The 25,479-nt window shown below is 63.5% G+C and carries 22 protein-coding genes; 9 read left to right on the top strand and 13 right to left on the bottom strand.

Translation table 11 applies throughout. The features are described from left to right. The first annotated feature begins 30 nt into the window (after positions 1-30). Both LB552_RS04215 and LB552_RS04210 read left to right on the top strand, forming a co-directional pair. Positions 31-822: an ATP-binding cassette domain-containing protein gene (locus LB552_RS04215; protein ID WP_224522839.1), complete on the top strand. Its 792-nt coding sequence runs from the start codon at positions 31-33 to the stop codon at positions 820-822. Then, positions 819-1,877, top strand: a complete 1,059-nt coding sequence (locus tag LB552_RS04210; protein ID WP_224602068.1) for an ABC transporter permease — start codon at positions 819-821, stop codon at positions 1,875-1,877. The genes LB552_RS04215 and LB552_RS04210 overlap by 4 nt, the downstream gene beginning before the upstream one ends. A gap of 42 nt (positions 1,878-1,919) precedes the next feature. On the opposite strand, the gene LB552_RS04205 is transcribed toward LB552_RS04210, so the two are convergent. The 3 genes from LB552_RS04205 to LB552_RS04195 are packed head-to-tail and all read right to left on the bottom strand — an operon-like array spanning position 1,920 to position 5,972. Then, on the bottom strand, positions 1,920-2,669 hold the full coding sequence (locus LB552_RS04205; protein ID WP_224602066.1) for a hypothetical protein: 750 nt from the start codon (positions 2,667-2,669) through the stop codon (positions 1,920-1,922). A gap of 12 nt (positions 2,670-2,681) precedes the next feature. Further along, positions 2,682-3,170, bottom strand: a complete 489-nt coding sequence (locus LB552_RS29830; protein WP_224602064.1) for a type II toxin-antitoxin system antitoxin SocA domain-containing protein — start codon at positions 3,168-3,170, stop codon at positions 2,682-2,684. A 48-nt stretch (positions 3,171-3,218) separates the two neighbouring features. Continuing rightward, positions 3,219-5,972 carry an ATP-dependent helicase gene (locus LB552_RS04195; RefSeq protein ID WP_224602061.1) on the bottom strand — a complete coding sequence of 918 codons (2,754 nt, stop codon included), beginning with the start codon at positions 5,970-5,972 and terminating at the stop codon, positions 3,219-3,221. A gap of 182 nt (positions 5,973-6,154) precedes the next feature. Here LB552_RS04195 and LB552_RS04190 point away from each other — a divergent pair, with 182 nt between their 5' ends. Then, positions 6,155-8,467, top strand: coding sequence for a glucose/quinate/shikimate family membrane-bound PQQ-dependent dehydrogenase (locus LB552_RS04190; RefSeq protein ID WP_224602060.1), 2,313 nt, complete (start codon positions 6,155-6,157; stop codon positions 8,465-8,467). Between the two features lie 1,117 nt (positions 8,468-9,584). Here LB552_RS04190 and LB552_RS04185 read toward each other — a convergent pair. Beyond that, positions 9,585-10,022: a hypothetical protein gene (locus LB552_RS04185; RefSeq protein WP_140839779.1), complete on the bottom strand. Its 438-nt coding sequence runs from the start codon at positions 10,020-10,022 to the stop codon at positions 9,585-9,587. A 240-nt stretch (positions 10,023-10,262) separates the two neighbouring features. On the opposite strand from LB552_RS04185, the gene LB552_RS04180 reads away from it, so the two are divergent. Then, on the top strand, positions 10,263-11,165 hold the full coding sequence (locus tag LB552_RS04180; RefSeq protein ID WP_224602058.1) for a dienelactone hydrolase family protein: 903 nt from the start codon (positions 10,263-10,265) through the stop codon (positions 11,163-11,165). 397 nt (positions 11,166-11,562) lie between these two features. Here LB552_RS04180 and LB552_RS04175 read toward each other — a convergent pair whose 3' ends face one another. Then, complete coding sequence (locus LB552_RS04175; RefSeq protein ID WP_411965466.1) at positions 11,563-12,489, bottom strand: EamA family transporter; 927 nt, start codon at positions 12,487-12,489, stop codon at positions 11,563-11,565. Positions 12,490-12,577: 88 nt separating this feature from the next. Here LB552_RS04175 and LB552_RS04170 point away from each other — a divergent pair, with 88 nt between their 5' ends. Then, the gene (locus LB552_RS04170) at positions 12,578-13,054 is read left to right on the top strand and encodes an Lrp/AsnC family transcriptional regulator (protein WP_224549736.1); all 477 of its coding nucleotides are present in this window, start codon (positions 12,578-12,580) and stop codon (positions 13,052-13,054) included. A 60-nt stretch (positions 13,055-13,114) separates the two neighbouring features. On the opposite strand, the gene LB552_RS04165 is transcribed toward LB552_RS04170, so the two are convergent. Together LB552_RS04165 and LB552_RS04160 are read right to left on the bottom strand one after the other, a co-directional pair. Beyond that, complete coding sequence (locus tag LB552_RS04165) at positions 13,115-13,312, bottom strand: hypothetical protein (RefSeq protein WP_140839787.1); 198 nt, start codon at positions 13,310-13,312, stop codon at positions 13,115-13,117. A 145-nt stretch (positions 13,313-13,457) separates the two neighbouring features. Next, entirely contained in the window at positions 13,458-13,943 is a 486-nt protein-coding gene (locus LB552_RS04160; protein WP_224549738.1) for a thioesterase family protein, read from the bottom strand. Positions 13,944-14,094: 151 nt separating this feature from the next. Between LB552_RS04160 and LB552_RS04155 the strand changes: the two genes are divergently transcribed. Both LB552_RS04155 and LB552_RS04150 read left to right on the top strand, forming a co-directional pair. Further along, positions 14,095-15,513 (top strand): FAD-binding oxidoreductase, encoded by a 1,419-nt coding sequence (locus LB552_RS04155; protein ID WP_224602056.1) that lies wholly within the window; start codon positions 14,095-14,097, stop codon positions 15,511-15,513. 2 nt (positions 15,514-15,515) lie between these two features. Continuing rightward, positions 15,516-16,013 carry a hypothetical protein gene (locus LB552_RS04150; protein WP_224602054.1) on the top strand — a complete coding sequence of 166 codons (498 nt, stop codon included), beginning with the start codon at positions 15,516-15,518 and terminating at the stop codon, positions 16,011-16,013. Between the two features lie 28 nt (positions 16,014-16,041). On the opposite strand, the gene LB552_RS04145 is transcribed toward LB552_RS04150, so the two are convergent. Further along, positions 16,042-17,010: a Dyp-type peroxidase gene (locus LB552_RS04145; protein WP_224602052.1), complete on the bottom strand. Its 969-nt coding sequence runs from the start codon at positions 17,008-17,010 to the stop codon at positions 16,042-16,044. A 196-nt stretch (positions 17,011-17,206) separates the two neighbouring features. Between LB552_RS04145 and LB552_RS04140 the strand changes: the two genes are divergently transcribed. Further along, positions 17,207-21,127: an AsmA family protein gene (locus LB552_RS04140; RefSeq protein ID WP_224602050.1), complete on the top strand. Its 3,921-nt coding sequence runs from the start codon at positions 17,207-17,209 to the stop codon at positions 21,125-21,127. Between the two features lie 36 nt (positions 21,128-21,163). Here the strand turns inward: LB552_RS04140 and LB552_RS04135 are convergent, their stop codons facing one another. Next, a complete protein-coding gene (locus LB552_RS04135) occupies positions 21,164-21,592 on the bottom strand; it encodes a MarR family winged helix-turn-helix transcriptional regulator (protein WP_224549771.1) in 429 nt (142 codons plus the stop codon). A gap of 170 nt (positions 21,593-21,762) precedes the next feature. Between LB552_RS04135 and LB552_RS04130 the strand changes: the two genes are divergently transcribed. Beyond that, complete coding sequence (locus LB552_RS04130) at positions 21,763-23,568, top strand: chloride channel protein (RefSeq protein ID WP_224602048.1); 1,806 nt, start codon at positions 21,763-21,765, stop codon at positions 23,566-23,568. Here LB552_RS04130 and LB552_RS04125 read toward each other — a convergent pair. From LB552_RS04125 to LB552_RS04110, 4 genes are all read right to left on the bottom strand, one after another. Further along, a complete protein-coding gene (locus LB552_RS04125; RefSeq protein ID WP_140727872.1) occupies positions 23,565-23,792 on the bottom strand; it encodes a ribbon-helix-helix domain-containing protein in 228 nt (75 codons plus the stop codon). The genes LB552_RS04130 and LB552_RS04125 overlap by 4 nt on opposite strands. A gap of 8 nt (positions 23,793-23,800) precedes the next feature. Next, positions 23,801-23,998 carry a DUF4169 family protein gene (locus LB552_RS04120; RefSeq protein ID WP_140626866.1) on the bottom strand — a complete coding sequence of 66 codons (198 nt, stop codon included), beginning with the start codon at positions 23,996-23,998 and terminating at the stop codon, positions 23,801-23,803. A gap of 9 nt (positions 23,999-24,007) precedes the next feature. Beyond that, complete coding sequence (locus LB552_RS04115; RefSeq protein ID WP_224600829.1) at positions 24,008-24,538, bottom strand: SspB family protein; 531 nt, start codon at positions 24,536-24,538, stop codon at positions 24,008-24,010. A 116-nt stretch (positions 24,539-24,654) separates the two neighbouring features. After that, a complete protein-coding gene (locus LB552_RS04110; RefSeq protein ID WP_224600830.1) occupies positions 24,655-25,338 on the bottom strand; it encodes a TetR/AcrR family transcriptional regulator in 684 nt (227 codons plus the stop codon). Between the last annotated feature and the right edge of the window lie 141 nt (positions 25,339-25,479).

Here is a 25,479-nt window from a genome sequence, read left to right as displayed (position 1 = left end):
CGGCAGACAGACAATTCCAGCGAGGATCGCATGGGCGAACGCATCATCGAACTGCGCGACATCAAGAAATCCTATGGCCAGGTCTATGCGCTGGGCGGGGTCAACCTCAGCGTCGACCGCGGCGAGGTGGTCGGCCTTATCGGCGACAACGGCGCCGGCAAATCGACGCTGATCAAGATCCTGTCAGGCGTGGTCAAGCCGACCAGCGGCGAGATCCTGGTGCGGGACAAGCCGGTCACCGGGTGGAGCGCGGCGCGCTCGCGCGACGCCGGCATCGAGACGGTGTTCCAGGACCGCGCGCTGGCCGTGCAGCAGACGATCGTGCGCAACATCTTCATGGGCCGCGAACTGACCAGCTTCATGGGCTGGCTGAAGGTCGACAAGGAGATCGAGGAGGCGAGCCGGCTGATGCGCGAGATCGGCTTCACCTCGAAAGTGTTCACGCCGCACTCGATCGTCGGCCAGCTTTCCGGCGGCGAACGCCAGGGCGTGGCGATCGCACGCGCCATCTACAAGCAGGCGGAACTGATCATCCTCGACGAGCCGACCACGGCCCTGTCGCTGACCGAGACCGCCAAGGTCTTCCATTTCGTGCGCCAGGTGCGGGCGAGCGGCCGCTCGATCCTGTTCATCGGGCACAACATCCACCATGTCTTCGACATCGCCGACCGCTTCGTCGTGCTCGACCGCGGCAAGGTGGCGCTCGCGGCCAACCGCAACGAGGTCAAGTCGGCAGAAGACCTCATCAACTTCATGGAAGACGTAGCACACCCCGGCGGATTGCCGGGACTGCACGAGGGCGCGGAGCAGGGAGCGCAATGAGCAAGGCGATGGAACCCGATCTGCAAACTCCTCTGGGAACGGCAAGCGGCCAGGCAGCCAAGAACCCAGCCAAGGAATGGAGCCATCCGTCCAACCACTGGCTGCGCGGCTTCGTCATCGACAATCGCGCATCGCTGGGCACGCTCGCCGTGTTCATAGTCATGATGGCGGTGTTCATCATCGCCAACCCCACCGTCTTCACCACCTGGTATCTCTACAGCTCCGTGCTGACGACGCTTCCCGTCGCACTATTCGTGGTCGTGCCGCTGGTCTTCGTCGTCACCTGCGGCGAGATCGACCTGTCATTTCCGGCGACAATGGGCTTTGCCTCCTGGGTCTTCGCGCTGGTCGTGCAGGCCGGCTACGATCCGTTTATCGGCATCGCGGCGGCGCTCGTCACCGGCACCCTGCTCGGCTTCCTGGTCGGCTCGCTGGTCGTCTATGGCGGCCTGTCGTCGCTGATCGCCACGCTCGGCATGAACTTCCTGCTGCGCGGCCTGATCCAGATCATCAACGAAGGCAAGTCGACGGCGCTGACCGGCCTTGCCGACAGCTCGGCCTACAAGATCTTCTCCAGCCAGGTCTGGGGCATCCCGGTACAGATCTTCTGGGCTATCGCCTTCGTCGTGTTCTCGGCTCTGCTCTACAACCGGCACCGCTTCGGCGCTCAGGTGAAAGTGGTCGGCGACAATCCCGACAGCGCCAGGCAGATGGGTATCGACGTCAAATGGGTTCGGGTGAAAGTGTTCGTCTTCGTCGGCATCGGCGCGGCGATCGCCGGCACCTTCTCGGTGATGATCAATTTCACCTGGTGGCCGACGGCGGGCGACGGCTATCTGCTGCCGGTGCTGGCCTCGGTGTTCGTCGGCGGCACCCCGACCTGGGGCGGCATCGGCACGGTGGTCGGCGGCGCGATCGGCGCAGTTACGGTGTCGTTCATCCAGACCGGCGTGGTGGCGGCGGGCCTCAGCGGCTTCTACGTGCAGTTCTTCAACGGGCTGATCATCATCCTGTCGCTGCTCGGCCATAAGTGGAACCAGGCGCGGTACAGGTAACTCACCCGAAGTCAGAGCCTGGAACCAACTGTCGTCAGCGCCCTAGCGCCAGTCAAACAGTGGCGTCTCGCTCAGCGGTGTTTCTTCCGCAGCGGGGGCTTCAGCCTTTTCTTTCCGAAGTGCTGCCTCTAGAATTATTTTCGCATCTTCCAGCGCGAGCAAAAATTCATCAAGGCACTCGCGAAGTTCATTTTTTGAGAGAAGCTCAAAATCACCGCGTCTCCAGACCAGAGGCTGGCGCTTAGATGCATCACCTTTCCCAACTTTTGGGAAGCAGAGAAATTCGCCAGGAGATTTTCTAAAGTCGGTAAGCGAGAAGACCGCGTCTTCGAAAATTGTGGCAAGCAGACGCATTTGCCATTTGGTCAGCGGGAAATTCGCCCAACCCACAGTGAAAATGGGAACCTGTAGTCCATTCTCAACGATGGTAATCAGGGGCTTGACGGGAACGACAAGACCCTTACCAACTCGAAATGGTTCAACTATTTCGTCAAAACAGGGCTTGCCGAAGTAGCCTCTTTTTTCATCGTAGTCATAAAATGCCGTAACATATTCGGCGACAATGCCGCGACTATTTGCGCGCCCTTTGGACATTGCTGCGATTAACGCTGTTCGCCGATCTAACCCATAAACAATTCGATCTCGAATAATCGGCGACGCTGCAGAATATGTGGTGGTCGGAACACCCGTTGCGAACCTGACGAGTTCCTTGGTAGTTCGAACACGATCAGGGAAAACGTAACGAACCCAATTGTGAGCGTAGGGAGGCCTGCTAAGTTTGCTTATCTGCACGAGCGTTCCTCATTAATGTCGGGTTTGCCTTAAAAAGTATCGCTGAATGAGATCGTTGGTTATCTCCATTCCAGGATTGCTCCTCCCCGAAGCATTATACACTAGGTCCCACGGTCCACCTTTTTCGTGAGACATATTAACGAGTTTAGTTGCCCCCAAACGCATGTATTTATCAATCAGCGGATGCAAGAAAGTTTCATCCGAACTACTCATGGTTTCGTACACTGGCGCTCTCTTTAGAGAGTTTAAGTCTAATCTCGTGGCCCTTGCACTAATATCCGAAGCTCCAAATCGCTTAAACTCTGAGTATATTTCTCTAATTACTGGACCATAGTCCCAGGCTTCTATCTTTGCATCAATTAATGGCCTATCAAAATTTGCCAGATATGTAGAATGCAAAAAATAGATTATCTTGTTGATTTCAAGATTCGTAATTCCAAGCCCCTCGGCGTCCGCACGATCAAGCACCAAATTTGCAATATATCGTGAGTCGTAAGCCATGCAAGCGATTGTACCCCATTTGTTCCTTTAGGACAAATCGATAAGCTCTCACACCGGCGCGACAAACCCGTCCAGCACCCGCTTCTGGCCGGCCTTGTCGAAATCGATGGTGAGCTTGTTGCCGTCGATGGCCGCGATGTTGCCGTTGCCGAATTTCTGGTGGAAGACGCGGTCGCCGACATTGAAGGCGGACGGCGTGTCGGCGACGGATTTGGCCACCAGCTCGCCTTCGATGGTGCGGCCTTTCACGCTGGTGCGGCCGGCGCCGTAGCCTGAATCGGTCTCGCCATAACCGATACGCTCGACCTGGTGGCCGGAGCGCGTGCCCCAGTTGCGGTCGGTCGCCTCGGTGCGGTTGGCCTGCGCGCGCTGCCAGCCGGGCGTGGCATAGGTGTTGGAGAAGCTGCCCTGGTCCTTGGCGCCGATATTGTCGAAGCGCGAGGCGCCGTAGGGATTCTGTCGTCCGCCGCCGCGCCCGGAAGCGAACGAGCCGCCGCCATAGGGATTGCCGTAGCCGCCGTAGCTGTTGCCGCTGTCGGCGATATCGATATGGGTTTCGGGCAATTCGTCGACGAAGCGCGACGGGATCGTCGATTGCCACAGGCCGTGAATCTGGCGGTTGGAGACGAACCAGATATGCAGGTTTTTCTTGGCGCGCGTCAGGCCGACATAGGCGAGCCGGCGCTCTTCCTCGAGGCCGGAGCGTCCGCCTTCATCCAGCGCGCGCTGATGCGGGAACAGGCCTTCCTCCCAACCGGGCAGGAAGACGGTCTCGAATTCGAGGCCCTTGGCCGAATGCAGCGTCATGATCGAGACCGCATCTTGCGACTCGCCCTGCTCGGCCTCCATCACCAGCGCGACATGCTCGAGGAAGGAACGTAGCGATTCATACTCCTCCATGGAGCGGATCAGCTCCTTGAGGTTTTCCAGCCGCCCGGGCGAATCCGCCGAACGGTCGTTCTTCCACATGTCGGTGTAGCCGCTCTCCTCCAGGATGGTCTCGGCGAGCTCGGTGTGCGGGGTGGTTTCCAGCGCCTTCTGCCAGCGCTCGAAATTGGCTGCGACCTCGCGCAGCGCCGCACGCGGCTTCGGCTTCAGCTCGTCGCTTTCGGCAAGCGTCGCGGCGGCCTCCAGCATCGGGATGCGCATGGCGCGGGCCGTGTCGTGGATCTGACGGATGGTGGCTTCGCCGAGCCCGCGCTTCGGCACGTTGACGATGCGCTCGAAGGCAAGGTCGTCGCCGCCATTGGCGACGACGCGGAAGAAGGCAAGCGCGTCGCGGATTTCCAGGCGCTCGTAGAAGCGCGGGCCGCCGATGACGCGGTAGTTCAGGCCGAGCGTGATGAAACGGTCTTCGAAGGCGCGCATCTGGAAGGAGGCGCGCACCAGGATCGCCATGTCGTTGAGATTATGCTTCTGCCGCTGGTAGGCCTCGATCGCGTCGCCGATGGCCCTGGCCTCTTCCTCCGAGTCCCAGGCGGCGTGGACGTGAACCTTGTCGTCCTCGGGGTCGTCGCGGTCGGTGAACAGCGTCTTGCCGAAGCGGCCCTCATTGTGGGCGATGAGGTGCGAGGCCGCGCCCAGAATATGCGCGGTGGAACGGTAGTTGCGCTCCAGCCGGATGATGGTGGCGCCCGGAAAATCCTTGTCGAAGCGCAGGATGTTGTCGACCTCGGCGCCGCGCCAGCCATAGATCGACTGGTCGTCGTCGCCGACGCAGCAAATATTTACGCTCACGGGCTGTTCCGCGCCTGCCGGCGCGGGCCCTCCGCGGGGGCCTCGCAACGGCTCGGACGCCCAGTCGGGCTTGCGGCCTTCGGCCGAAACGTCCCATTCATCGCTGCGGGCTAACGGCTCCTCTCCGGGAACTGGTGGTCTGTAGTGACCACCTTCTGTTCTATCGATAGTCGATTTCGATGCGCTCGGTGCGCGGCCGCCCGGGGCCCCATTTCTCGGAGTCCCTGGCCTCTGCGCCAGGAGCCTTAGCCACATATACTGCGCGGTGTTGGTGTCCTGGTATTCGTCGACGAGGATGTATTTGAACTTGCGGTGGTAGTCCTTCAGCACGTCCGGATAGGCGCGGAAGATGCGGATCGGGTGATAGAGCAGGTCGCCGAAGTCGCAGGAATTCAGCGTCTGCAACCGTTCCTGGTAGGCCTTGTAGAGTTGGCGGCCCTTGCCGTTGCCGAAGCTGCGCGCATCGCCTTCCGCTATTTCGTCCGGGCCAAGGCCCTTGTTCTTCCAGTTGTCGAGCATCTGGGCGAAGGTCTTGGCCGGCCAGCGCTTGTCGTCCAGCCCTTCGGCCTGGATCAACTGCTTGATCAGCCGCACCACGTCGTCGGTGTCGAGAATGGTGAAGTCCGATTTCAGCCCGGCCAGCTCGGCGTGGCGGCGAAGCAGCTTCACGCCGATCGAGTGGAAGGTGCCGAGCCAAGGCATGCCCTCGACATTGCCTTCGCCGATCAGGATGCCGATGCGCTGCTTCATCTCGCGCGCGGCCTTGTTGGTGAAGGTGACAGCCAGGATCTGCGAGGGGAAGGCCCTGCCGGTGGCAAGGATATGGGCGATGCGGGTGGTGAGCACCCGCGTCTTGCCGGTGCCCGCGCCGGCCAGCACCAGAACCGGGCCTTCGGTGGTCTCGACGGCGAGACGCTGCTCCGGGTTCAGGCCCTTGAGATAATCGGGCACGCCGTTCTGGCCGCTGCGCGCCGCCATGGCGCGCGCGGCTATGCCGGATGGAGCCGCTGCCGGCCGCGCATTCGGTTCATCAAAAAAAGGCATGTCCTCGGAAAAGCCCGACATCGCCCCCGAATGTAGTGATTCGGCAGCGAAAGACCAGAACTGTCTACGTTTTGTTCTAGTTTCGCGTGTCTGGCCCCAACTTGACAGCCGGAGCGGGTGAGGGAAAGCTGCCGGCAGGGCAGGGACGGCTCGCCGTCGCCTCAGAGCGGCCGCGAAGGCGCAACAGTCGAAGGAGCACCGTCTTGGCTGTCACCATCACCTCCCTCGTCCTTTTCCTCATCGGTCTCATTCTCGGCGGCGGCGGCATCTGGCTCATCGCGCTGGGCGGCAGCTGGTACTACCTGATCGCGGGTCTGGTTTTTCTGATTACCGCCTGGCTGTTGTTCAGGCGCAGGTCGACCTCGCTCTGGCTCTACGCGCTGTTCGTGCTCGCCACTTTGTGCTGGGCAGTCTGGGAAATCGGCTTCGACTGGTGGCAGCTCGGTCCGCGCGGCGGCGTCATCGTGCTCGTCGCCTTATGGTTGCTGACGCCGTGGGCAAGGCGGGGGCTGCGGGGGCCGGACGGACGCGCGCCGCTGATCCTGGCCGTGCTCGCCTCGCTCGCGGTCGCCGGTTATTCGATGACCGCCGATCCCATGGATATCGGCGGCACGCTGGGCACCGAAAAGGCGGCGACGGCCGCCAATCTCGGCGGCGACATCCCGGCCGGCGAGTGGCAGTTCTACGGCCGCACGCCTTTCGGCCAGCGCTATTCGCCGCTCGACCAGATCACGCCGGACAATGTCGCCAAGCTGCAGCCGGCCTGGACCTATCGCACCGGCGACGTGAAAGGCCCCGACGATATCGGCGAGACGACCTATCAGGTGACGCCGCTGAAGATCGGCGATGCGCTGTTCATTTGCACGCCGCATAATTTCGCCATCGCCATCGATGCCGCGAGCGGCAAGGAGAAGTGGCGCTACGATCCGAAGATCAAGCTCGACCCCAACCGCCAGCACCAGACCTGCCGCGGCGTGTCCTATTATGCCGATACCAAGATCGCCGCCGGCCAGCCTTGCGCCGCGCGCATCTATCTGCCGACCTCCGACGCCCGGCTGATCGCGCTCGATGCCGCGAACGGGCAGGTGTGTCCGTCCTTCGCCGAGGCCGGCACGCTGAACCTGATGGCCAACATGCCCTATCCGAAGTCGGGCTATTACTATTCGACGTCGGCGCCACTGATCGTCGCCGGCAAGATCATCGTCGGCGGCGCGGTCAACGACAATTATTCGACCGAGGAACCGTCCGGCGTCATCCGCGCCTTCGACGCCGGCACCGGCGCGCTGCTATGGAATTGGGATTCCGGCAATCCGGACGTGACGACGCCGCTGCCCGCCGGGCAAACCTACACTCACAACTCGCCCAACATGTGGTCGACGGCGAGCGCCGACGAGAAGCTGGGACTGCTCTACGTTCCGCTCGGCAACCAGACGCCGGACCAGCTCGGCATGGGCCGCAGCGCCAATGTCGAGAAATTTTCCTCCTCGATCACCGCGCTCGATCTCAACACCGGGCAATTGCGCTGGGTACGGCAGACCGTGCATCACGATCTGTGGGACATGGACGTGCCGGCGCAGCCGTCGCTGGTCGACATCACCACGGCGAGCGGCGTCGTGCCGGCGCTGGTCGGGCCGACCAAGCAGGGCGATCTCTACGTGCTCGACCGGCGCACCGGCGAGCCGATCATTCCGGTGAAAGACGTGCCGGCGCCCGGCGGCGCGATCGAGGGCGATCATGCCTCGCCGACGCAGCCGGCCTCGGACCTGTCCTTCAATCCCAAGCCGCTGACCGGCGCCGACATGTGGGGCATCACCATGTTCGACCAGCTGGCGTGCCGGATCGAATTGAAGAAGCTGCGCTATGAGGGACGCTACACACCGCCCTCGCTGCAGGGCTCGCTGATCTATCCCGGCAATTTCGGCGTCTTCAACTGGGGCGGCGTCGCGGTCGATCCGGTGCGGCAGGTGATGTTCGGCATGCCGACCTACCTCGCCTTCACCTCGAAGCTCATCCCGCGCACGGAGGTGCCGCCGCCGGGCGATACCAAGGGCAGCGAGCAGGGGCTGAACCGCAATGAAGGCGCGCCTTACGCGGTGGTGATGGGACCGTTCCTGTCGCCGCTCGGCATTCCCTGCCAGGCGCCGCCCTGGGGCTATGTCGCCGGCGTCGACCTCAAGACGGGAAACATCGCCTACAAGCACCGCAACGGCACTGTCTACGACATGACGCCGCTGCCTTTGCTGCTCAAGGTCGGCGTTCCCGGCATCGGCGGGCCGATGATCACGGCGGGCGGCGTCGCTTTCCTAGGCGCCGCGGTGGACGACTATCTGCGCGCCTACGACCTCACCACCGGCAGGCAGCTGTGGCGGGCGAGGCTGCCGGCGGGCGGCCAGTCGACGCCGATGACCTATACGGTGGCCGACGGCCGCCAGTTCGTCGTCATCGTCGCCGGCGGCCACGGCTCGGTCGGCACCAAGCCAGGCGATTACGTGATGGCCTACACGCTGCCGAAATAGGACAAGGCGAGGCCGGCCTGCTACGAAAGCAAGAAGCCGGCCAGCAGGACGGTCAGGAGAAGCGACGCGGGTACGGCGAGAAGCCAACGAGCCTCCAGGACACTGTTCCGATAGTCTTTCATTTTCTCGCTCCAACCTTTTAAGACGGCTCCAGCGCGTAACCCGCCAGCGCTGGAGCCTCTGCTTTGTGCTCAACCGCTGTAGCGGGAGCTTCCGGCAGTGGGTCAACGGAGGGTCGGTTGGTTCGTTCCTGGCGCAAGTCCCCAGTCGGGCTATCGGTTCCGACTGAAGTCGCACATCACAAGCATTGGTCCCAAGGACGAAACATATAGCCCACTATCTCATTGTGTCCCCGACTGGCGGACATGAGTCCCTTCATCGCCAGTTTATGGATGCCCGTCACCCCCAGGATGGCGGGCATCCGTTAGGGGCGGGCAAGAGGTGGACGGTGTCGATTTCCAATGAGTTGCGGGACGTCAGCATCCGTTACGAGTGCCGTAACTGCCACTCGCCGATCCATCAAAACCGGTTCATGGTTCAAGGCGGTAAGCATCTTCAGGTACGATGACTGCAAGACCAAATTGCGCCTTGGCTACTCGGCTAAGCTGGCCCTTTCCAAAGGCACTGCCAGTCGGCGTAGGTCGGGAGCTCTCGCCGACATTTTGGACAATGGTCGCGGCGGCATCGACGTTGATGACCTGATCGCACTGTCCTTTGTCACGTCGGATGAGCGTTGAGGAAAATACGAAATGGGACCGGAGGCGTCAGCGATAATGATTTTGCTTTCGTGCAGTCCGGGGTGGGCTTGTCGGCCGCTCGAAATCGCGCCTCAAATCTACTCCGCCGATGAATGCAGAGCGGCCTTGGCGGATCGTTTGGCTAAGTCCCCTGTCGGCGAAGTTATTGGCCGATGCAGGGAGGTTGACGCCACGGTTACCGATTCGCCGCCGCCTGGATATTCCGCCCTAACAGTCACCCGAGGCACAAAAACTACGAACTATCTTGTTCCCCATAAGGTGGACTAATCGATTTCGCCGGTGGGAGGCCTTCGGTCGCCAGAAAGCGGATCAGCTTTGCCGTCGAAAGGCCGAGCCGTTCAAAACCGGTTCGGAATGCTTCAAAGCCCGAGATGACCCCGCAAGCTGGGCACCTGATCCAGCACCTGGTTGGTCAGATCAGGGCCGGCGGCAACCTCGGCCTGCTTGATCAAGGTCTCGCCGGCCTGACGGATCTGCGCCATGTCGAGGCCGGACGCCTTGAGCGCGGCGATGCCGTTGATCAGCGCGCCGGCCTTTTCGCCGAGCACGCCGCCCAGCGCGCCCTGCAGCGACGACAGAAGTCCGCCGCCCGAATTGGCCGTCGCGCCGGCGGCCATCACGTCATATTTCTGGGCCAACTCACCGGCGCCGGGGATCTGGTCGAAGAAGGACGAAATGCTGGTGCCTTCAGCCTCATGCTCGAGCACGGAAAAAATGGTGCCGACAACCTTCTCGGTGGTCGGCTCGTCGAGGCCGGCCTTCGAGGAAACGGTGTTGATGATATCCTGGATGTTCATGGCATTCCCCTTTTCGTCATTCGTTTCGGTAGGGCGCTCAGGCAACTTCACGTCCTAATGTGACAGCACCATCAAGCCTTTCGGAAATGACCAAAATGTGATGAATCGCGCTGGCTTGTCGGCGCGACGGCGGGTTGGCTCCACCAGGGTTCCGCCCATATGGGTCGTCACCGGGGCGTGACTGGACCATGCGATACTCGACCCTATCTTGCGGTCCACCGCCAACCGTCGAGGAAAATCATGACCAGCCCCGTTGCCAAGCCCGTCGTCACGCAGCCTGTCATCACGCAGGCGATGATCGATGCCTATGACGAATACACGCATCTGACGCTCGACCGCCGCCGCTTCATGGAGCAGTTGACGAAGCTGGCGGGCTCTGGTGCCGCGGCGGCCGCGATCGCGCCGATGCTGGCCGCCAATTCCGCTCAAGCGGCGATCGTCGCCGAAGACGACAGCCGCGTTAAGGGCGAGGACATCACCTATCCCGGCTCACGCGGCGAGATGAAGGGCTATCTGGTCAAGCCCGCGAACCAGTCAGGCAAGCTCGGCTGCGTCATCGTCATCCACGAGAACAGGGGGCTGAACCCGCATATCCGCGATGTCACCCGGCGCGTGGCGCTGGAGGGGTTCATCGCGTTGGCGCCGGACTTCCTGTCGCCGCTTGGTGGAACGCCCTCCGACGAGGACAAGGCGCGCGACATGTTCACCAAGCTCGACGTGGCCAGAGTCGCCGCCGACGGCGTGGCGACGATCGCCTATCTCAAGGGCCTCAAGGACGGCAACGGCAAGGTCGGGGCGGTCGGCTTCTGCTGGGGTGGCGGCGCGGTGAACCAACTCGCTGTCCATGCGCCCGACCTCAGCGCCGGCGTCGCCTATTACGGCATGCAGCCCAAGGCCGAGGACGCTCAAAAGATCAAGGCGCCGCTGCTGCTCCACTATGCCGGGTTGGACGAACGCACCAACGCCGGCATCGACACCTACAAGAAGGCGCTCGACGCCGCCCATGTCGAATACAAGGTCTATGTCTATGAGGGTGCCAACCACGCCTTCAACAACGACACCTCGGCCGCGCGCTATGACAAGAAGGCCGCCGATCTCGCCTGGGGCCGGACGATTGCTTTCCTGAAGGAGAAGCTGGCATAGCCGAGCGGTCCAGAGCAATTCCAGGAAGAGTGACGAACGGCAACCTTTCAAAATCCCTGTGTCGGGTAACCAGGGCGTTTCACCGTTTCACGGAACGGCGCCGGGGATTGGCTGAAGCCGCCCCAACCTCGTCATTCTATGGCGGAGCAAGGAGCGAAGCGACGCGGCGCAGACCATAGAATCTATGCCGTGACTTGGAAGCGCCGCCACGGTGCGGAATTCTGCTCCGTTGCACGCCTTGGCGAAGGTAACGGCATGGATTCCAGGGTCTTCGCGACGGAGCTTCGCTCCTGCTCCGCCCTGGAATGACGATCGCGATGGGCATTTCGGCCAATCTCCAACGCATACCACTTGCCAACGCAAACAGAGCTGATCGGTCAATCTCTGTGCAGTGCCACTAGGCATTTGCTGCGGGTTTGTGGAAAGCCACCCCGGCGATCACCAGCGCAATGCCAAGGCAATCGGTGAGGCTTGGTACCTGGCGCAGCACGATGACGCCGATCAGCGTTGCGGTGAGCGGCAGGAGCGAGAGCATCAATGCGAAGCTCGCGCGCGGCAACCTCGCCATGGCGAGTTGGTCGCAGATGTAGGGGATGACCGAAGAGCAGATGCCGACGCCGATCGCGGCGCCGAGCAGCTGCTGCGACGCGAAGGCGGGCAGCGCCTCGCGAAAGCCGATGGGCAACACGATGAGGAAAGCGACCGCCATGGCGGCGCCGAGGCCGGCGATGCCGATGCCTGCCTGGGCGACGCGGTGACCGATCACGATGTAGCCGACGAAGAGGGCGCCGTTCAAAAAGGCCCAGGACAAGCCGACCGGATCGCTGGACCATTTCACGTCGATGAGAAGCAAGGTGCCGACCACGGCAACAGTGAGCGCGGCAAAGTTGCGCCGGCTGCGCATGCCGACCAGGGCGACCGCGATCGTGCCGACGAATTCGATCGCCGCAACCAGCGAGATCGGCAGCCGGTCGAGCGCCAGATAGAACGAGCAATTCATCACCGCCAGGCAGATGCCGAATGCGAGCAGCAGAAGTCGTTGAGCGCGATCGGCGCCGGCGAAAACGCGCCAGGGCCTGGTCAATGGGGCGAAGATGAGAGCGGCGGTGGCGATGCGCAGCCAGGCCATGCCGAGCACGCCGACCTGAGCGAAAAGCAGCACGGCGAAGGCCGGCCCGAGATAATGGAACACGGCGCTGACGCAGAACCAGACATGCGGCGGCAACGCGTTGGCCATTCCAGCAAGCATGGTGGGGCCGGCGAGAGCGGGGTGCGCATCGGCGGCGGCCCGGTTTGCAGCTGGAATTTGCGTTTGCGTTTTCATGTGAGCATTATCGCAGGCGAAACTCGTGGATTACATGTGTGATGAATGGCCTGATTGACGGTCTGCTTTCTGATGGAAGAGGTTTGGCTTGAAAAACCTTCGAAGTGAAAATGTCGATCTGGACGCGATCGATCTGAAGCTCCTGCGGTTCCTGGAAAAGGATGCGCGCATCAGCACGGCGGAACTGGCGCGCGCGGTCGGGCTGTCGGCGCCGAGCGTGGCGGAGCGCATCCGCAAGCTGCAGGATAACGGCGTGATCGAAGCCTATACGGTCAGGATCAATCCCGCCGCTCTCGGCATGAAGCTGTCGGCATGGCTCAGAATCCGGCCGGTGCCGGGACAGCTTTCCGTTGTGGCGGACATCATCCGCGAGCTGCCGGAAATCGCGCAATGCGATCGGGTAACCGGCGAGGACTGCTTCATCGCGCTCGCCCATGTCGGCTCGGTCAGCGAGCTCGAGCGGGTGATCGACCGAATTATTCCCTATGCGATGACCAACACCGCTATCATCCAGTCGTCACCGGTCAAGCCGCGCTCGCCGCTGGGCGGGTTCAAGCAGCCATGATTCGGCGGTTATGACTCGGCAGCTATGGCTGGTCAGGGAGGATGAGGCAGCGACGATGGATCAAGCGTGGCCGCGCTTCATGCGCGCCTGCTTCAGAATCATGCGCCAGCGGATCATGTCGAACGGGATGGGTTCGTTGTTGTTGGCGATGTGGAAGATCTCATTGTTGACGTTCTTCAGCGATCGCCAGAAATCATAGTCGGTGATGCGTGGATCGGCCGCCAACCGTTCCACTTCGACCTTGATGTCGGTTTTCATGCACTGTCCTCGCACCGCATTCCGCCAGCCGCCCCCGCGCAAACCCGGTACGGCGGTTTTCGAACGCGCCAGTGAGTCGTTCAACGGACTCAACCGACTTGTTCACGTTAAAGCCTTGGTAAGGTTAACGCGGGCGTCCGAGTTTTCAAGCGCCCTTGCGCTTGATGCCGATCGAGCGGCCGGCGCGCTCCGGCATCGGCAGGCCGGCATGGGCGATGCGCATGGCCTCGACCTGGGCCATCACATCGGCGGGGAAGGGAGCGACCTTCGGTCCTTCCATGTCGACATGCAGCGACAGCGATTCGGACGTCGCCGCCAGCCAGCCGTCGACGTGGCGGATTTCCTGATAAGCACGCAGCCGCTTCTCGTCATGATCGATCAGCTGGAACGAGACGTTGACCTTGTGGTCGAGGTGCAACTCCTGCACGTAGCAGACGTGAACTTCGGCCGTGTAGATGGTAAGGCGTCGCTCCTTGGCGTAGTTCGGCCCCATGCCCATCAGCTCGAACGCCTGGTCCGAGCAGCGGTCGAACAGCACGTTGTAATAGGCCATGTTGAGATGGCCGTTATAATCGATCCATTCCTTCTCGATGGCCATTGGGCCGGAAATGATCGGTGCGGGGATCGTCATTTTGGTTTCCTCGATGGTCGCTGCACAGGGCGGACGGACGGCTACGGTGAAGTCGCTGAGCTAATCGCTTGGCACTTTTCCTAGGATTGCTTTAGGCATCATTCATAGCTGCACTACAAGCGCGGCCGCTGGTCCATTCGCGGAGGAAATCATGGCTTTGAGCGACCTCAACCCCGTCGAACGCAATGAGGAAGGCATCGCCGCAGTGCTCGGCATTCTCAAGCAGCGCTTCGGCGAGCGCTTCCAGACCGGCGAGGCGATACGCGGCCAGCACGCGCACACCACCACCTACATTCCGACCCAGGCGCCGGACGGCGTGGCTTTCGTCGAAACGACCGCGGACGTGCAGGAGATCGTGCGCGCCTGCGCCGCACACCGCGTGCCGGTGATCGCCTTCGGCGTCGGCTCCTCGCTCGAGGGCCACACCAATGCGCCGGGTGGCGGCATTTCCATCGACACGTCGCGCATGAACCGGATCCTCGCCGTCAACCCGCAGGACCTTGACTGCACGGTCGAGCCCGGCGTGACGCGCGAGGACCTCAACCGGCACCTGCGCGACACCGGTCTGTTCTTCCCGATCGATCCTGGCGCCAATGCGTCGCTGGGCGGCATGGCGGCGACCAGGGCGTCCGGCACCAACGCGGTGCGCTACGGCACGATGCGCGAAAACGTGCTGTCGCTGACCGCCGTCATGGCCGACGGCGAGACGGTGACGACAGGCAAGCGGGCGAAGAAAAGCTCGGCCGGCTACGACCTGACGCGGCTTCTGGTCGGGTCGGAAGGCACGCTTGGCGTCATCACGTCGCTGACGCTGAGGCTGCAGGGCATTCCGCAGGCGATCTCCGGGGGCGTCTGCCCGTTTCCGAGCCTGGAGGCAGCCTGCAACACGGTGATCGCGACCATCCAGATGGGCATCCCGGTGGCGCGCATCGAACTGGTGAACGCGCTGCAGATGCGGGCGATGAAGAACTATTCCAAGCTCGACTATCCGGAGAGCCCGTGCCTGTTCGTCGAGTTCCATGGCAGCGACGCCGGCGTCACCGAGCAGGCCGAAACGTTCGGCATGATCGCCGAGGAGCAGGGTGGCGGGCCGTTCCTATGGACCAGCGTCGCGGAAGAGCGGACAAAGCTCTGGAAGGCGCGGCACGACGCCTACTGGTCGTCACTGACGCTGCGCCCCGGCGCCAAGGGGCTGTCGACCGACGTCTGCGTGCCGATCTCGCGGCTTGCCGAATGCGTCACGGAGACCGAAGCCGACATTGCCGAGATGGGGCTGATCGCGCCGATCGTCGGCCATGCCGGCGACGGCAATTTCCACGTGCTGGTGCTGATGGATGTCGACAACCCGCAAGAGATCGCGCTCGCCGAGAAATTCGTCGCCCGGCTCAACATGCGCGCCATCGCCATGGAAGGCACCTGCACCGGCGAGCACGGCATCGGCCAGGGCAAGGTCGGCTTCCTGCGCCACGAGCTCGGCCATGGCGTCGAGATCATGCGCACGATCAAGCAGGCGCTCGATCCGCTCAACATCATGAACCCGGGCAAGATCCTGCCGGGCGCCGGACACTAGCCATGGCCGCGGCAGAAGCTCTGCTGCCGATCGACCTGCCATCGGCATCGGCGGGCGCTCCGTTGCCGCATGTTTTCGCGGATGAACAGCGGCTGCTGGTCGCCTACATCGCCAATGGCCCCGACCCGTCCTTCGACGTCACCAGTCCGCGCTCGGTTTCAGCAGCTGCGGAGGAGGAGGCCGTCGCAATCCTGACGGTGGACCCTTATGTCGCATTCCAATTCGGCCCGCCAAACGACGAGGCGCTCAGCGGGCATCGCCTCTACGCGCTCGGCCTGCAGCCATATTCCGCGTTCGAGGTCCTCAATTCGTCGTGGATTGCTTCTCTGGAAAAAGCGAACCGGGTTCACCCGCGCCATGTGCCGGAGCTGTTTTTCGGTCGCCGGCACTTCATTCTCACGTTCCACGATTCGACCCTGGAATTCATTGCGCGAGATTTCCAGGTAGGCCTGCGAAAGGGAGCGGTGTTGAAGGCTATGATCGAAGCGATGAACGACTGATCGACCCGCCGCGGCGCCTTGCGGTCGCTTATTCCTGTGCCCCTTCGGCCAGCTTCTGCAGCATCGGCCGTGTCGGCGCGAAGAAGGTCGTACCTGTATGCGGGGTCGAGAAATCGAGCAGCCGGTCATAGGCGCCGGGGGGCTCGCCGACATACATGCGCTGCAGCATCTTCTCGATCACCCACAGATAGCGCGTATAGCCGATGAAATAGGTGCCGAACTCGTTCTGCCCCGGACGGCCGAACGGCATGTTGTCGCGCAAAATGTCGTATTCGTTGCCGGCATCGTCCTCGATGGTGGCCAGCGATTTGTGAGACTTTCGCGGCTTGTCGTCGTCATCGATCTCGATGTTGTCGATCTTGGTGCGGCCGATGATCTCTTCCTGGACATGCGTCGGCGTCTCTTTCCAGGCTGCCATGTTGTGCAGGTATTTCTGTACGACGACGTAGCTGCCGCCGGCAAAGTCGCCGTCCTCGTCGCCGATCAAAGCAGAGGCGGGCAGGTCGAGGCCGGTCGGATTTGCGGTGCCGTCGACAAAGCCCAGGAGGTCGCGCGCGTCGAAATAGCGGAAGCCGGACACCTCGTCGGCGACGGTCACGCTGCCGGCCAGGCGGTCCAGCAGGATGCGCTCGAGCTCGAAGCACATGTCGGGCCGCTCGGCGCGGATGTGGAAGAGCAGATCGCCCGGCGTCGAGGGCGCCGAATGCGCCGAGCCCTCGATCGGCGCGAAGGGTTTCAGCTCGCGCGGCCGGCGGCCGGGCGACAGACGGTTCCAGAGCGCGGCGCCGATGCCGGCGATGCAGGACAGGCGGCCCGACAAGTCGCGGAAGCCGACATTCTTGACGAGATCGTCGAGCTCGCCCAGCACCGAAGCGACATTCGAAAGCGCGGCCTCGTCGCTGCCGACGGTCACAACAAGGAAAATCGCAGCCGTCGAGAGCGGGGCGTCAACGCTCTGCGCGTCGATCGGCACTCTGTCCCAGTTCTTGCCTGACATCGGGAACGCTCCGTATTGGGTTCGGATTTTGGGTGGTCACGAACGTGACCGGAAGGGCAGGGGATTTGCAAAAGAGATATCGCGAGCGCGAGCCTTCGCGCAACTGGAGACGTTGGCCGTTGCCGCGCGTTGAATTGCCTCTTTATCGACACGCGGATGCGGGTAGAGTGCGGCTGACTTTCAACCCGGGAAACAGATGCTCGCCCGCCTGTTCGTGATCTTCGGTGGCCTGTTCGTGCTGGTGCTGTGCGCGGCGCTGGTGGTGCCGTATTTCATCGACTGGACGGGTTACCGGGGCGATTTCGAGCGGGAGGCGAGCGCCGTCCTCGGCCGCAAGGTGACTGTGAAGGGCGACGCGACAGCGCGGCTGTTGCCGTTTCCGTCGGTGACCTTCTCGAATGTCGAGGTCGCGGGCGGGCCGGAAGGCCAGCCGGCGATGACGGTCGAGACCTTCTCCATGGATGCGGAGCTGGCGCCGTTCCTGCGCGGCGAGGTGCTGATCTTCGACATGCGGCTGGTGCACCCGAAAGCCGTCATCAATATCGCCGGTGACGGCACCGTCGACTGGACGCTCCGGCCCTCGGCTCCCTTCGATCCGGGCCAGATCGCGATCGAGAAGCTGTCGGTGAGCGAAGGGCAAATCGAACTGCGCCATGCCGCCGGCGGGCGCAGCCACCTGATCTCGGAGATCAACTCGACGATTTCGGCCAAGGCGCTCACCGGCCCGTGGCGGATGGACGGAACGCTGCGCTTCGACGGCCTGCGGGCCGACGTCTCGGCTTCCACCGGCAAGGTGGAGCCGGACGGCCAGATGCGGCTCCGGCTGAAAGCGAATCCCGATGCCTATCCGCTGATCATCGAAGCCGACGGCAATGCCGGCATCGTCAAGGGCGCCGCGGTCTATTCCGGCCAGTTCAAGATTTCGGGCGACGACAGGAATTCGGCCGAGCTGCGCGGCAACGAGGGCGAGCCGGTCAAGGTCAGCACCGGCAAACCCGACCCGGGCTTCCGGCTGAACGGCAAGTTCGCGCTCGACCACCAGAAGCTCGATGTCGACGAGTTCCGCTTCGAGACCGGGCCGCTCGACAATCCCTATACCGCCGACGGCAAGGCATCGGTCGATCTCGGCCTGAAGCCGCATTTCTTGGTCGAGGCCAGCGGGGCGCAGGTGCAGTTCGACGAGGCCGTCGGCGGGGCCGCCGGCGCCGGCTTCACGCTCGACCAGCGCATTGCGGCGTTCGAGCGGACGCTGCAGCACATGCCGAAGCCGACCATACCGGGCAAGGTCGAGGTCAGGCTGCCGGCGGTGGTGGCGGGCGACACGACGGTGCGCGACGTGCGGCTGTCGGCAGAGCCGGCCGAAGGGGGGTGGTCGGTCAAGTCGCTTGCCGCGACGCTGCCGGGCCGCACAACGCTCGAAGCCGACGGCATGTTGAGCGTCGAAGATCATTTCGGCTTCACCGGCTCGTTGCTGCTGGCCGTCGGACAGCCTTCCGGCTTTGCCGCCTGGCTGTCGAAGGATGTCGACGAGGCGATCCGCCGGCTGCCGGCGGCAGGCTTCAAGGCCAAGGTCGATCTCAGCAAGAACCGGCAGTCGTTCAGCGATCTCGAACTCATCCTCGGCAAGGCGAAATTTTCGGGCAGCATCGATTCCAGCCAGCCGGACGGCGCCAGGCCATCGGTGCTGATGCGGCTGACGGGCGGCGAGATGGATCTCGACGGGCTCGCGGCGTTCGCCTCGATCTTCATCAGCGACAAGGGCGCCAACCGCTTTTCGGATCGCGATCTCGATTTCCAGATCAAGGCGGGTCCGGTCAGCGCCGGCGGGTTCAGCGCCGACAGTGTCGATACGGCGCTGCGGCTGCGCGAGGGCCTGCTCGAGATCGACCGGCTCTCGATCGGCGGCCTGGCCGGCGCCTCGATCAGCGCCACGGGCCGGATCAAGGATTTTCCGAAGAGCCCGACGGGCAAGCTCAACGCTTCCGTGGTGGCGGTGGACCTCAAGCCGCTGATCGATGTCGCGGCCCAGCACTATCCCGGCAATGGCGCGCTCAAAGGCCTGGCCAGCCGTGCGGCGGCCTATCCCGAGCTGTTCCAGGACGCGCGCATCGATCTCTTGACCAGCGCCGCCGACAATGGCGACGGCACCACGGGCCTGGCGCTGTCGGCCCAGGGCAAGGCCGGCGGTTCGGCCTTTTCGGCTTCGCTTTCCGGCAAGGGAACCGCGGACAAGCTCTCCGAGGCGCCGGTATCGATCACCTTCAACGCCCGCAACGACAATGCCGCCACGCTGCTTGCGCTTTACGGCCTGCCGGCGCTGCCGCTCGGCATGCTCGGCCACGCCAACACCGAAGTCTCGGCGAAGGGCTCGGTCGCCGGCGGTCTCGCGACCAGCTTCAACCTGACGGCCGACGACTTCAGGGCAAGCTTCGACGGAACCGTCGCCGAGACGGCGCAAGGCGCCACCGCCAAAGGCAAGGTCAATCTTAGTGCCGCCGATATCGAGCCGTGGCTGATGACGACGGGGGTAGGCCTGCCCGGCATGGGAACGGGAACATCGACGTCGCTGGCGGCCGATGCCGATTTCGGCAATGGGCTGCTGGTGCTGAGCGGCCTCACCGGTTCGATCAACAAGGCGGCGGTGTCCGGCGACGTCAACATCGACGCCAAGGACGGGCTGCCGCATCTTGCGGGAGCGCTGGCGCTCGACGAACTCGACCTCGATCCGCTGGCGGTCTCGCTGTTCGGCGATCAGTCCTTCGCGCCCGCCAAGGGCGGATGGCCGACGACGCCGTTCAGTCAGAAGTCGACCTTGCCGTTCAACGCCGACCTCGATCTCAACACATCGGCGCTCGCCGTCGGGTCCTTCGCCAGGGCGCATGACGCTTCATTCTCGCTGAAGCTCGATCGCGAAGGCATCCACGTCTCGGAACTCAAGGCGAAGCTTTACGGCGGCGAGCTGACCGGCCTGTTCGACCTGAAGAACACGGAGGGCACCGGCCTGTTCTCCGGCCAGATGAGGCTGGCCGGCAGCGACCTTTCCGCGGTCCTGCCCGGCGCCGGCATCGGCGGCAGCGGCGATCTCTCGGCGGCCTTGTCGACCAGCGGCAAATCGGTCGATGCCATGATTGCGGCCCTGTCCGGTTCTGGCACCGCGGCGCTGAAGGGATTGAAGGTGGACGGCATCAATCCGGACGGCTTCGGCGCCATCATCGCCAAGGCCGATGCGATTGGACGCGATATCGACACGGCCAAGACCGCGGAGTTCGCGCCGCAGATCGCAGGCGAAGGCAGCTTCGCCGCTGGTGACACCGATGTGGCCTTCACCATCGCCAATGGGACACTGCGCGTGCCGCCGGTCAGCCTCGATAATCCCGGCGCGACCTTGTCCGCCGACGTGACCGCCGATCTCAACACAAGCACCGTCACGGCAAAGGGGACGCTGACCTATCGTCCCGGCGAGGAGGCACTGGTCGGTTCCGAGCCGGCCGTCAATTTCAGCCTGGCCGGTCCGCTCGGGGCCGCGCCCCAATTCGACAGTGGTCCGCTGGCGCAGTTCCTGACGCAGCGCGCGCTGGAGAAGGAGCAGCAGCGGGTCGAGGCGATGCAGGCGGCGCTTCTCGAAAAGCAGCGGCTGCGGCGCGAGGTGCGCTATTACGCGGCGCTACAGACGGAGCGCGACAAGGCGGCCGAGGAGCTGCGCCGGCAAGAGGAGGAGGCGCGGCAGAAGGCCGAGGCGGAAGCCAAGGCAAAAGCCGAGGCTGAAGCGCAGGCACAAGCGGAGGCCGAGGCAAAAGCCAAGGCGGATGAAGAGGCCAGGGCCAAGGCGGAAGCCGACGCCAGGGCTCAGGCCGAAGCCGACGCCAAGGCGAAGGCCGACGCACAGGCGAAGGCCGAGACCGAGCAGCGGGCCGTGGATGAGGCGGCCAAGGCGCAGGCCGAAGCCGATCGCAAGAAGGCGGAGCAGGAGAAGCTGGAGGCGGAGCGCAAGGCGGCCGAGCCGAAGACCGATCGGTCGCTGCCCGGTGTCAATGACGGTTCGGCGCCGGCGCCGGCAAAGCCGAAGGCCAACCCGTTCACTATCGACAATCTGTTGAAATCGCTCGACGGCGGCTGAGCTTCACGCCGCGCGTAGCGAAATCAGCCACCGCGCCTAGGACTCTTCCTGGCGCGAGAGCAGGCGCCGCAGCATCGGCTCGATGCGCGAAAGCTCGTCGAGATGCGCGGCCGACAAGTCGGCCAGGCGATCGTCGGCCAAAGGGGTGAGCTGCAGCAGCACGCGCCGGTGATCGCTCTTGTCCTGATCGCGTATGACCAGGCCGGCCTCGGCGAGGCGGTTCACCAGTTCCACCGCGCTGTGGTGGCGAATGCGCAGCCGCTCGGCAAGGTCGCCCACCGCCACCGGTCCGCCGCCTGGAAATCCTTTGATCGCTAGCAGCGCCTGGTGCTGGCGCGGCGTGAGGCCCGCCTCGTTGGCCTGGACCTGGCTGAATTCGAGAAAGCGGCGGATCAGATAACGGAACTGCGACAGCCGCTGGTAGTCGGCCTGGCTGATGGCGGGGCGTTGTTTCGGCGGCGTCATTTCCCGACTTATGGTCTTTTCGTGCAAAAGCTCAACTGGCCGTCGCAATCCCCGTCCAAAATGACGCGGCGCAGCGATTGAAACAGCCTTGCAGATTTATATCGTGTTACGATATGAAGCCACCTGAAACCGGGCGGTCTACGTGCCGTCAGAAAGTTCAGGCTCCCAAAATGAAATCCGCTCGTGCCGGCAACGGCCATCTTCGCGACTTCACGACCGATCCGCGCGTGCTGATTATTGCAGCCATCGCCGTGGTGGTGGCGACCGCCGGGCTTTTTGCCGGCATCGTGCTCCTGCAGCTCATCCGTCTTGCCACCAACATCGCCTATTTCGGCCAGTTCTCGCTGGCTGAACTAAGGCTCGAGGACACGCCGCTCGGGCTCGCCGCGGTGATCGTGCCGGTGATCGGCGCGCTGATCATCGGCCTGATGGCGCGCTTCGGCAGCGAGAAGATCCGCGGCCACGGCATTCCCGAAGCCATCGAGGCAATCCTTCTCGGACGCTCGCGGCTCGACGCCAAGGTCGCGGTGCTGAAGCCGCTATCGTCGGCGATCTCGATCGGCTCGGGCGGACCATTCGGCGCCGAAGGCCCGATCATCATGACCGGCGGCGCCATCGGCTCGCTGATCGCGCAGATGCTGCCGGTCAGCGACAATGAGCGCAAGACGCTGCTGGTGGCGGGTGCAGCGGCCGGCATGACGACGGTGTTCGGCACGCCGATCGCCGCCATCATGCTTGCCGTCGAACTGCTCCTGTTCGAATGGACGCCGCGCAGCTTCATCCCCGTCGCCGTCGCGGCAATCGTCGCGGAAGTCGAGCGCAGCCTGCTTCACCTGCCGAGCCCGATCTTTCCGTTCTCGGGCAGCATGGATTCATCGATCGCCGGGCTGGGCGGCTGGGTGCTGATCGGCATTGCCGCCGGACTTCTTTCAGGACTGCTGACGCAATTGGTCTATGCCTGCGAGGACGCCTTCCTGAAGCTGCCGATACACTGGATGTGGTGGCCGATGATCGGCGGCCTGGTGGTCGGCATCGGCGGACTTATCGAACCGCACGCGCTTGGCGTCGGCTACGACAACATCGCCAACATGCTCGACGGCCGCACCGTCGCCACCGCCGCGCTGCTGCTGCTGGTGGTGAAGGCCGTCATCTGGTCGGTTGCGCTGGGGTCTGGGACCTCGGGAGGCGTGCTGGCGCCACTGCTCATCATGGGCGGCGCGATGGGCGCGGTGCTTTCGGGTATCCTGCCCGAGGCAAGCCCCGGCTTCTGGCCGCTGCTGGCGATGGCGGCGACGATGGGCGGCACCATGCGCGCGCCGCTGACCGCGACCTTCTTTGCCACCGAGCTTACCGGCAACACGCATGTGCTGGTGCCGCTGATCGCGGCCTGCGCCACCGCGCATGCGGTCACCGTGCTGTTGATGAAGCGCTCGATCCTGACCGAGAAAGTGGCGCGGCGCGGGCATCACCTCGTGCGAGAATACCGCGTCGATCCTTTCGCCCTGACCAGGGTCAAGGAAGTGATGACCACCAAGGTCGAGAGCGTGCCGGGAACGATGACGCTACATGGCGCGGCAACCTTCCTGACGGCGCCGGATACTCGGCATCCGAGCTTCCCGGTCATCGATGAAGCGGGGCATGTGCTCGGCGTCATCGATCCGCCGGCGATCCTGCGCTGGCGCCGTAACGGCAAGCACCGCAAGGCGACGCTGGGCGAATTGCTGGCCGGCAACAAGATCACGCTGGCCTATCCGGACGAATATCTCGAAGCGCTTTCCGACAAGCTTTTGCTCGCCAATGTCTCGCATCTGCCGGTCGTCTCACGCGAGGATGAACGGCTCGTCGGCTATATCGGCTGGAAAGACATGATGCGGGTAAGGTCGAAAAAGCAGGCGGAGGAGCGCGACCGCACGGCATTGCTGAGCTTCGGCGCAAAGCGCAAGACGCAACAGAGCATCAGCGATAGCGCGGTCTAGGACGCGGCGCCGCCGCGTTTTGCCCAGGCCAGCACGTAGAGCCTCAGCGCCGATGACAGGTTCGCGTCGCGGGTCCGAGTCTCATCGATCTCCGCGACCAAGGCCGCGAGCGACAGCGAGCGCTCGGCGGCGATGGCGATGAGGTCGTCATAAAAGGGCTGTTCCAGGGAAAAGCTGGTGCGGTGACCGCGGATCGTTACCGAACGTTTCTCGACCGCGGCCATTGCAGGACTCAGCGCTCGCCAGGGTCGTCGGGTTTTTCCCGGCGATGGCCGGCCACGAATTTCTCGGCCTTCTGCGATGTCAGCCTGTCACGCTCGCGCTCTGTCTTCGAGCGGCCATGCAGCGCCCGGTTCTCGCCGGCCCGGCGTTCCTTCTCGGTGCGCGCTTTCTGCTTGCGGGCCTGGCGGAGATTGATGACCTCGCCCATGGCGACGGGCTACTTCTTGCGGAAGGCGTCGAGCGAAACGACGTCGGCGCCCTTGGCGCCGGTCTCGGCGACCGCCTGCTTCTTTTCGGCCTCGGCGGCCTTCTTCTTGTTTTCCGCCTTCTTCTCGGGGACGACGGCGACCGGTTCGGGGACCGGAGCCGCGGCCTCGTCTTCGGCGCTTTCCGTCTTGACGTCGAATTCGAGCTCGAAATTGACCGACGGATCGTAGAAGCCGCGCACGGCGGAGAAGGGGATTTCGAGCTTTTCCGGCACATCGGAGAAGGAAAGCCCGACCTCGAAGCCGGCATCCGTGACCTTGAGGTCCCAATACTGGAACTGAATGACGATGGTCATCTGCTCCGGATAGCGCTCGCGCAGCCTGGACGAGATGCGCACGCCCGGCGCGCCGGTCAGGAAGGTGATGAAGAAATGATGATTTCCCGGAAGGCCGGTGCGCGCGACCTCGGCCAGGACCTTGCGCATGACACCGCGCAGAGCCTCCTGGGCCAGAATGTCGTAGCGGATGTGGTCGTCGGCCATCTGATGGTCGGGTTCCGTTGAATCGTCCGCATAGCTGTAATCAAGCTTGAGCGCGGCGTAAACCGCATATAGGCGCAAAGCCGTGAGGCCAAGAGGGGTGCCGGCGATTTGATGGCTCAGGCGTGAGCGAGCGCAGCCTGCTTGGCGGCTGGCGATTTCCTTCTGGCGAAGGCGCCGAGAAAGGTCCGCACGCCGTTCGTGGCCGAGCGCAGCACCTCTTCCTCGGTGGGCACGCCGCCCAGCATGAAAGTGATCTGAAGCTCGGCGTTGACGAGGGCGAAGAACTGACGCGCCGCGACGTCGGGGTCGCCGATCGACAGGTAGCCGGCGAAGGCAAGCCGGGCAAAGCGCGCGGCAAGCGCCGACCAGGTACGGCCCGGGCCTTGCTCGCGCCATTCGGCAAACAGTTCCGGATAACGCTCGCCTTCGGCCTGGATCAGCTTGCGCAGGAAACGGCCGTCGCGGTTGCAGATGCAGTTGCGATTCATGCGCACGGCGAAGGCGATCAGGTCGGCTTCCAGGTCCGTGGGCTGATCGGGAAAGCTGGCGATGGTGGCGAAGATGCCGGCATTGCAGCGCTCCGTCAGGTCGCGTACGACCGCGACGAACAGCTTTTCCTTGTCGCCATGGTGGTTGTAGACGGTCTGCCGTGAAACGCCGGCCTCGGCCGCGATCAGGTCGATATTGGCGCCGGCATAGCCTTCGCGGCAGAAAACGGAAGCGGCGGCGTCAACCACCGACACGCGCTTGGCCTCGTGGCTGCGTGGCGGGAAAGTGTCAGGAGAAACGCCGTGCTTCATGAAAAATCTATATAGCGGTGATTGACGAATTGGACAAGCCCGTCTAAATTTGTGGACACAATAAAGGAAGCCCGCGCGGAAGGGGCGAAGAAATTCGCCCTTGGACGTAGGATTTCCGCGGGATGGAACGTCCTGGGTTCA

The sequence above is a fragment of the Mesorhizobium sp. CA7 genome (assembly GCF_020165015.1).
In the GTDB taxonomy this organism is placed as follows: Bacteria; Pseudomonadota; Alphaproteobacteria; order Rhizobiales; family Rhizobiaceae; genus Mesorhizobium.
This window is presented reverse-complemented; position numbering and strand designations above follow the sequence as displayed.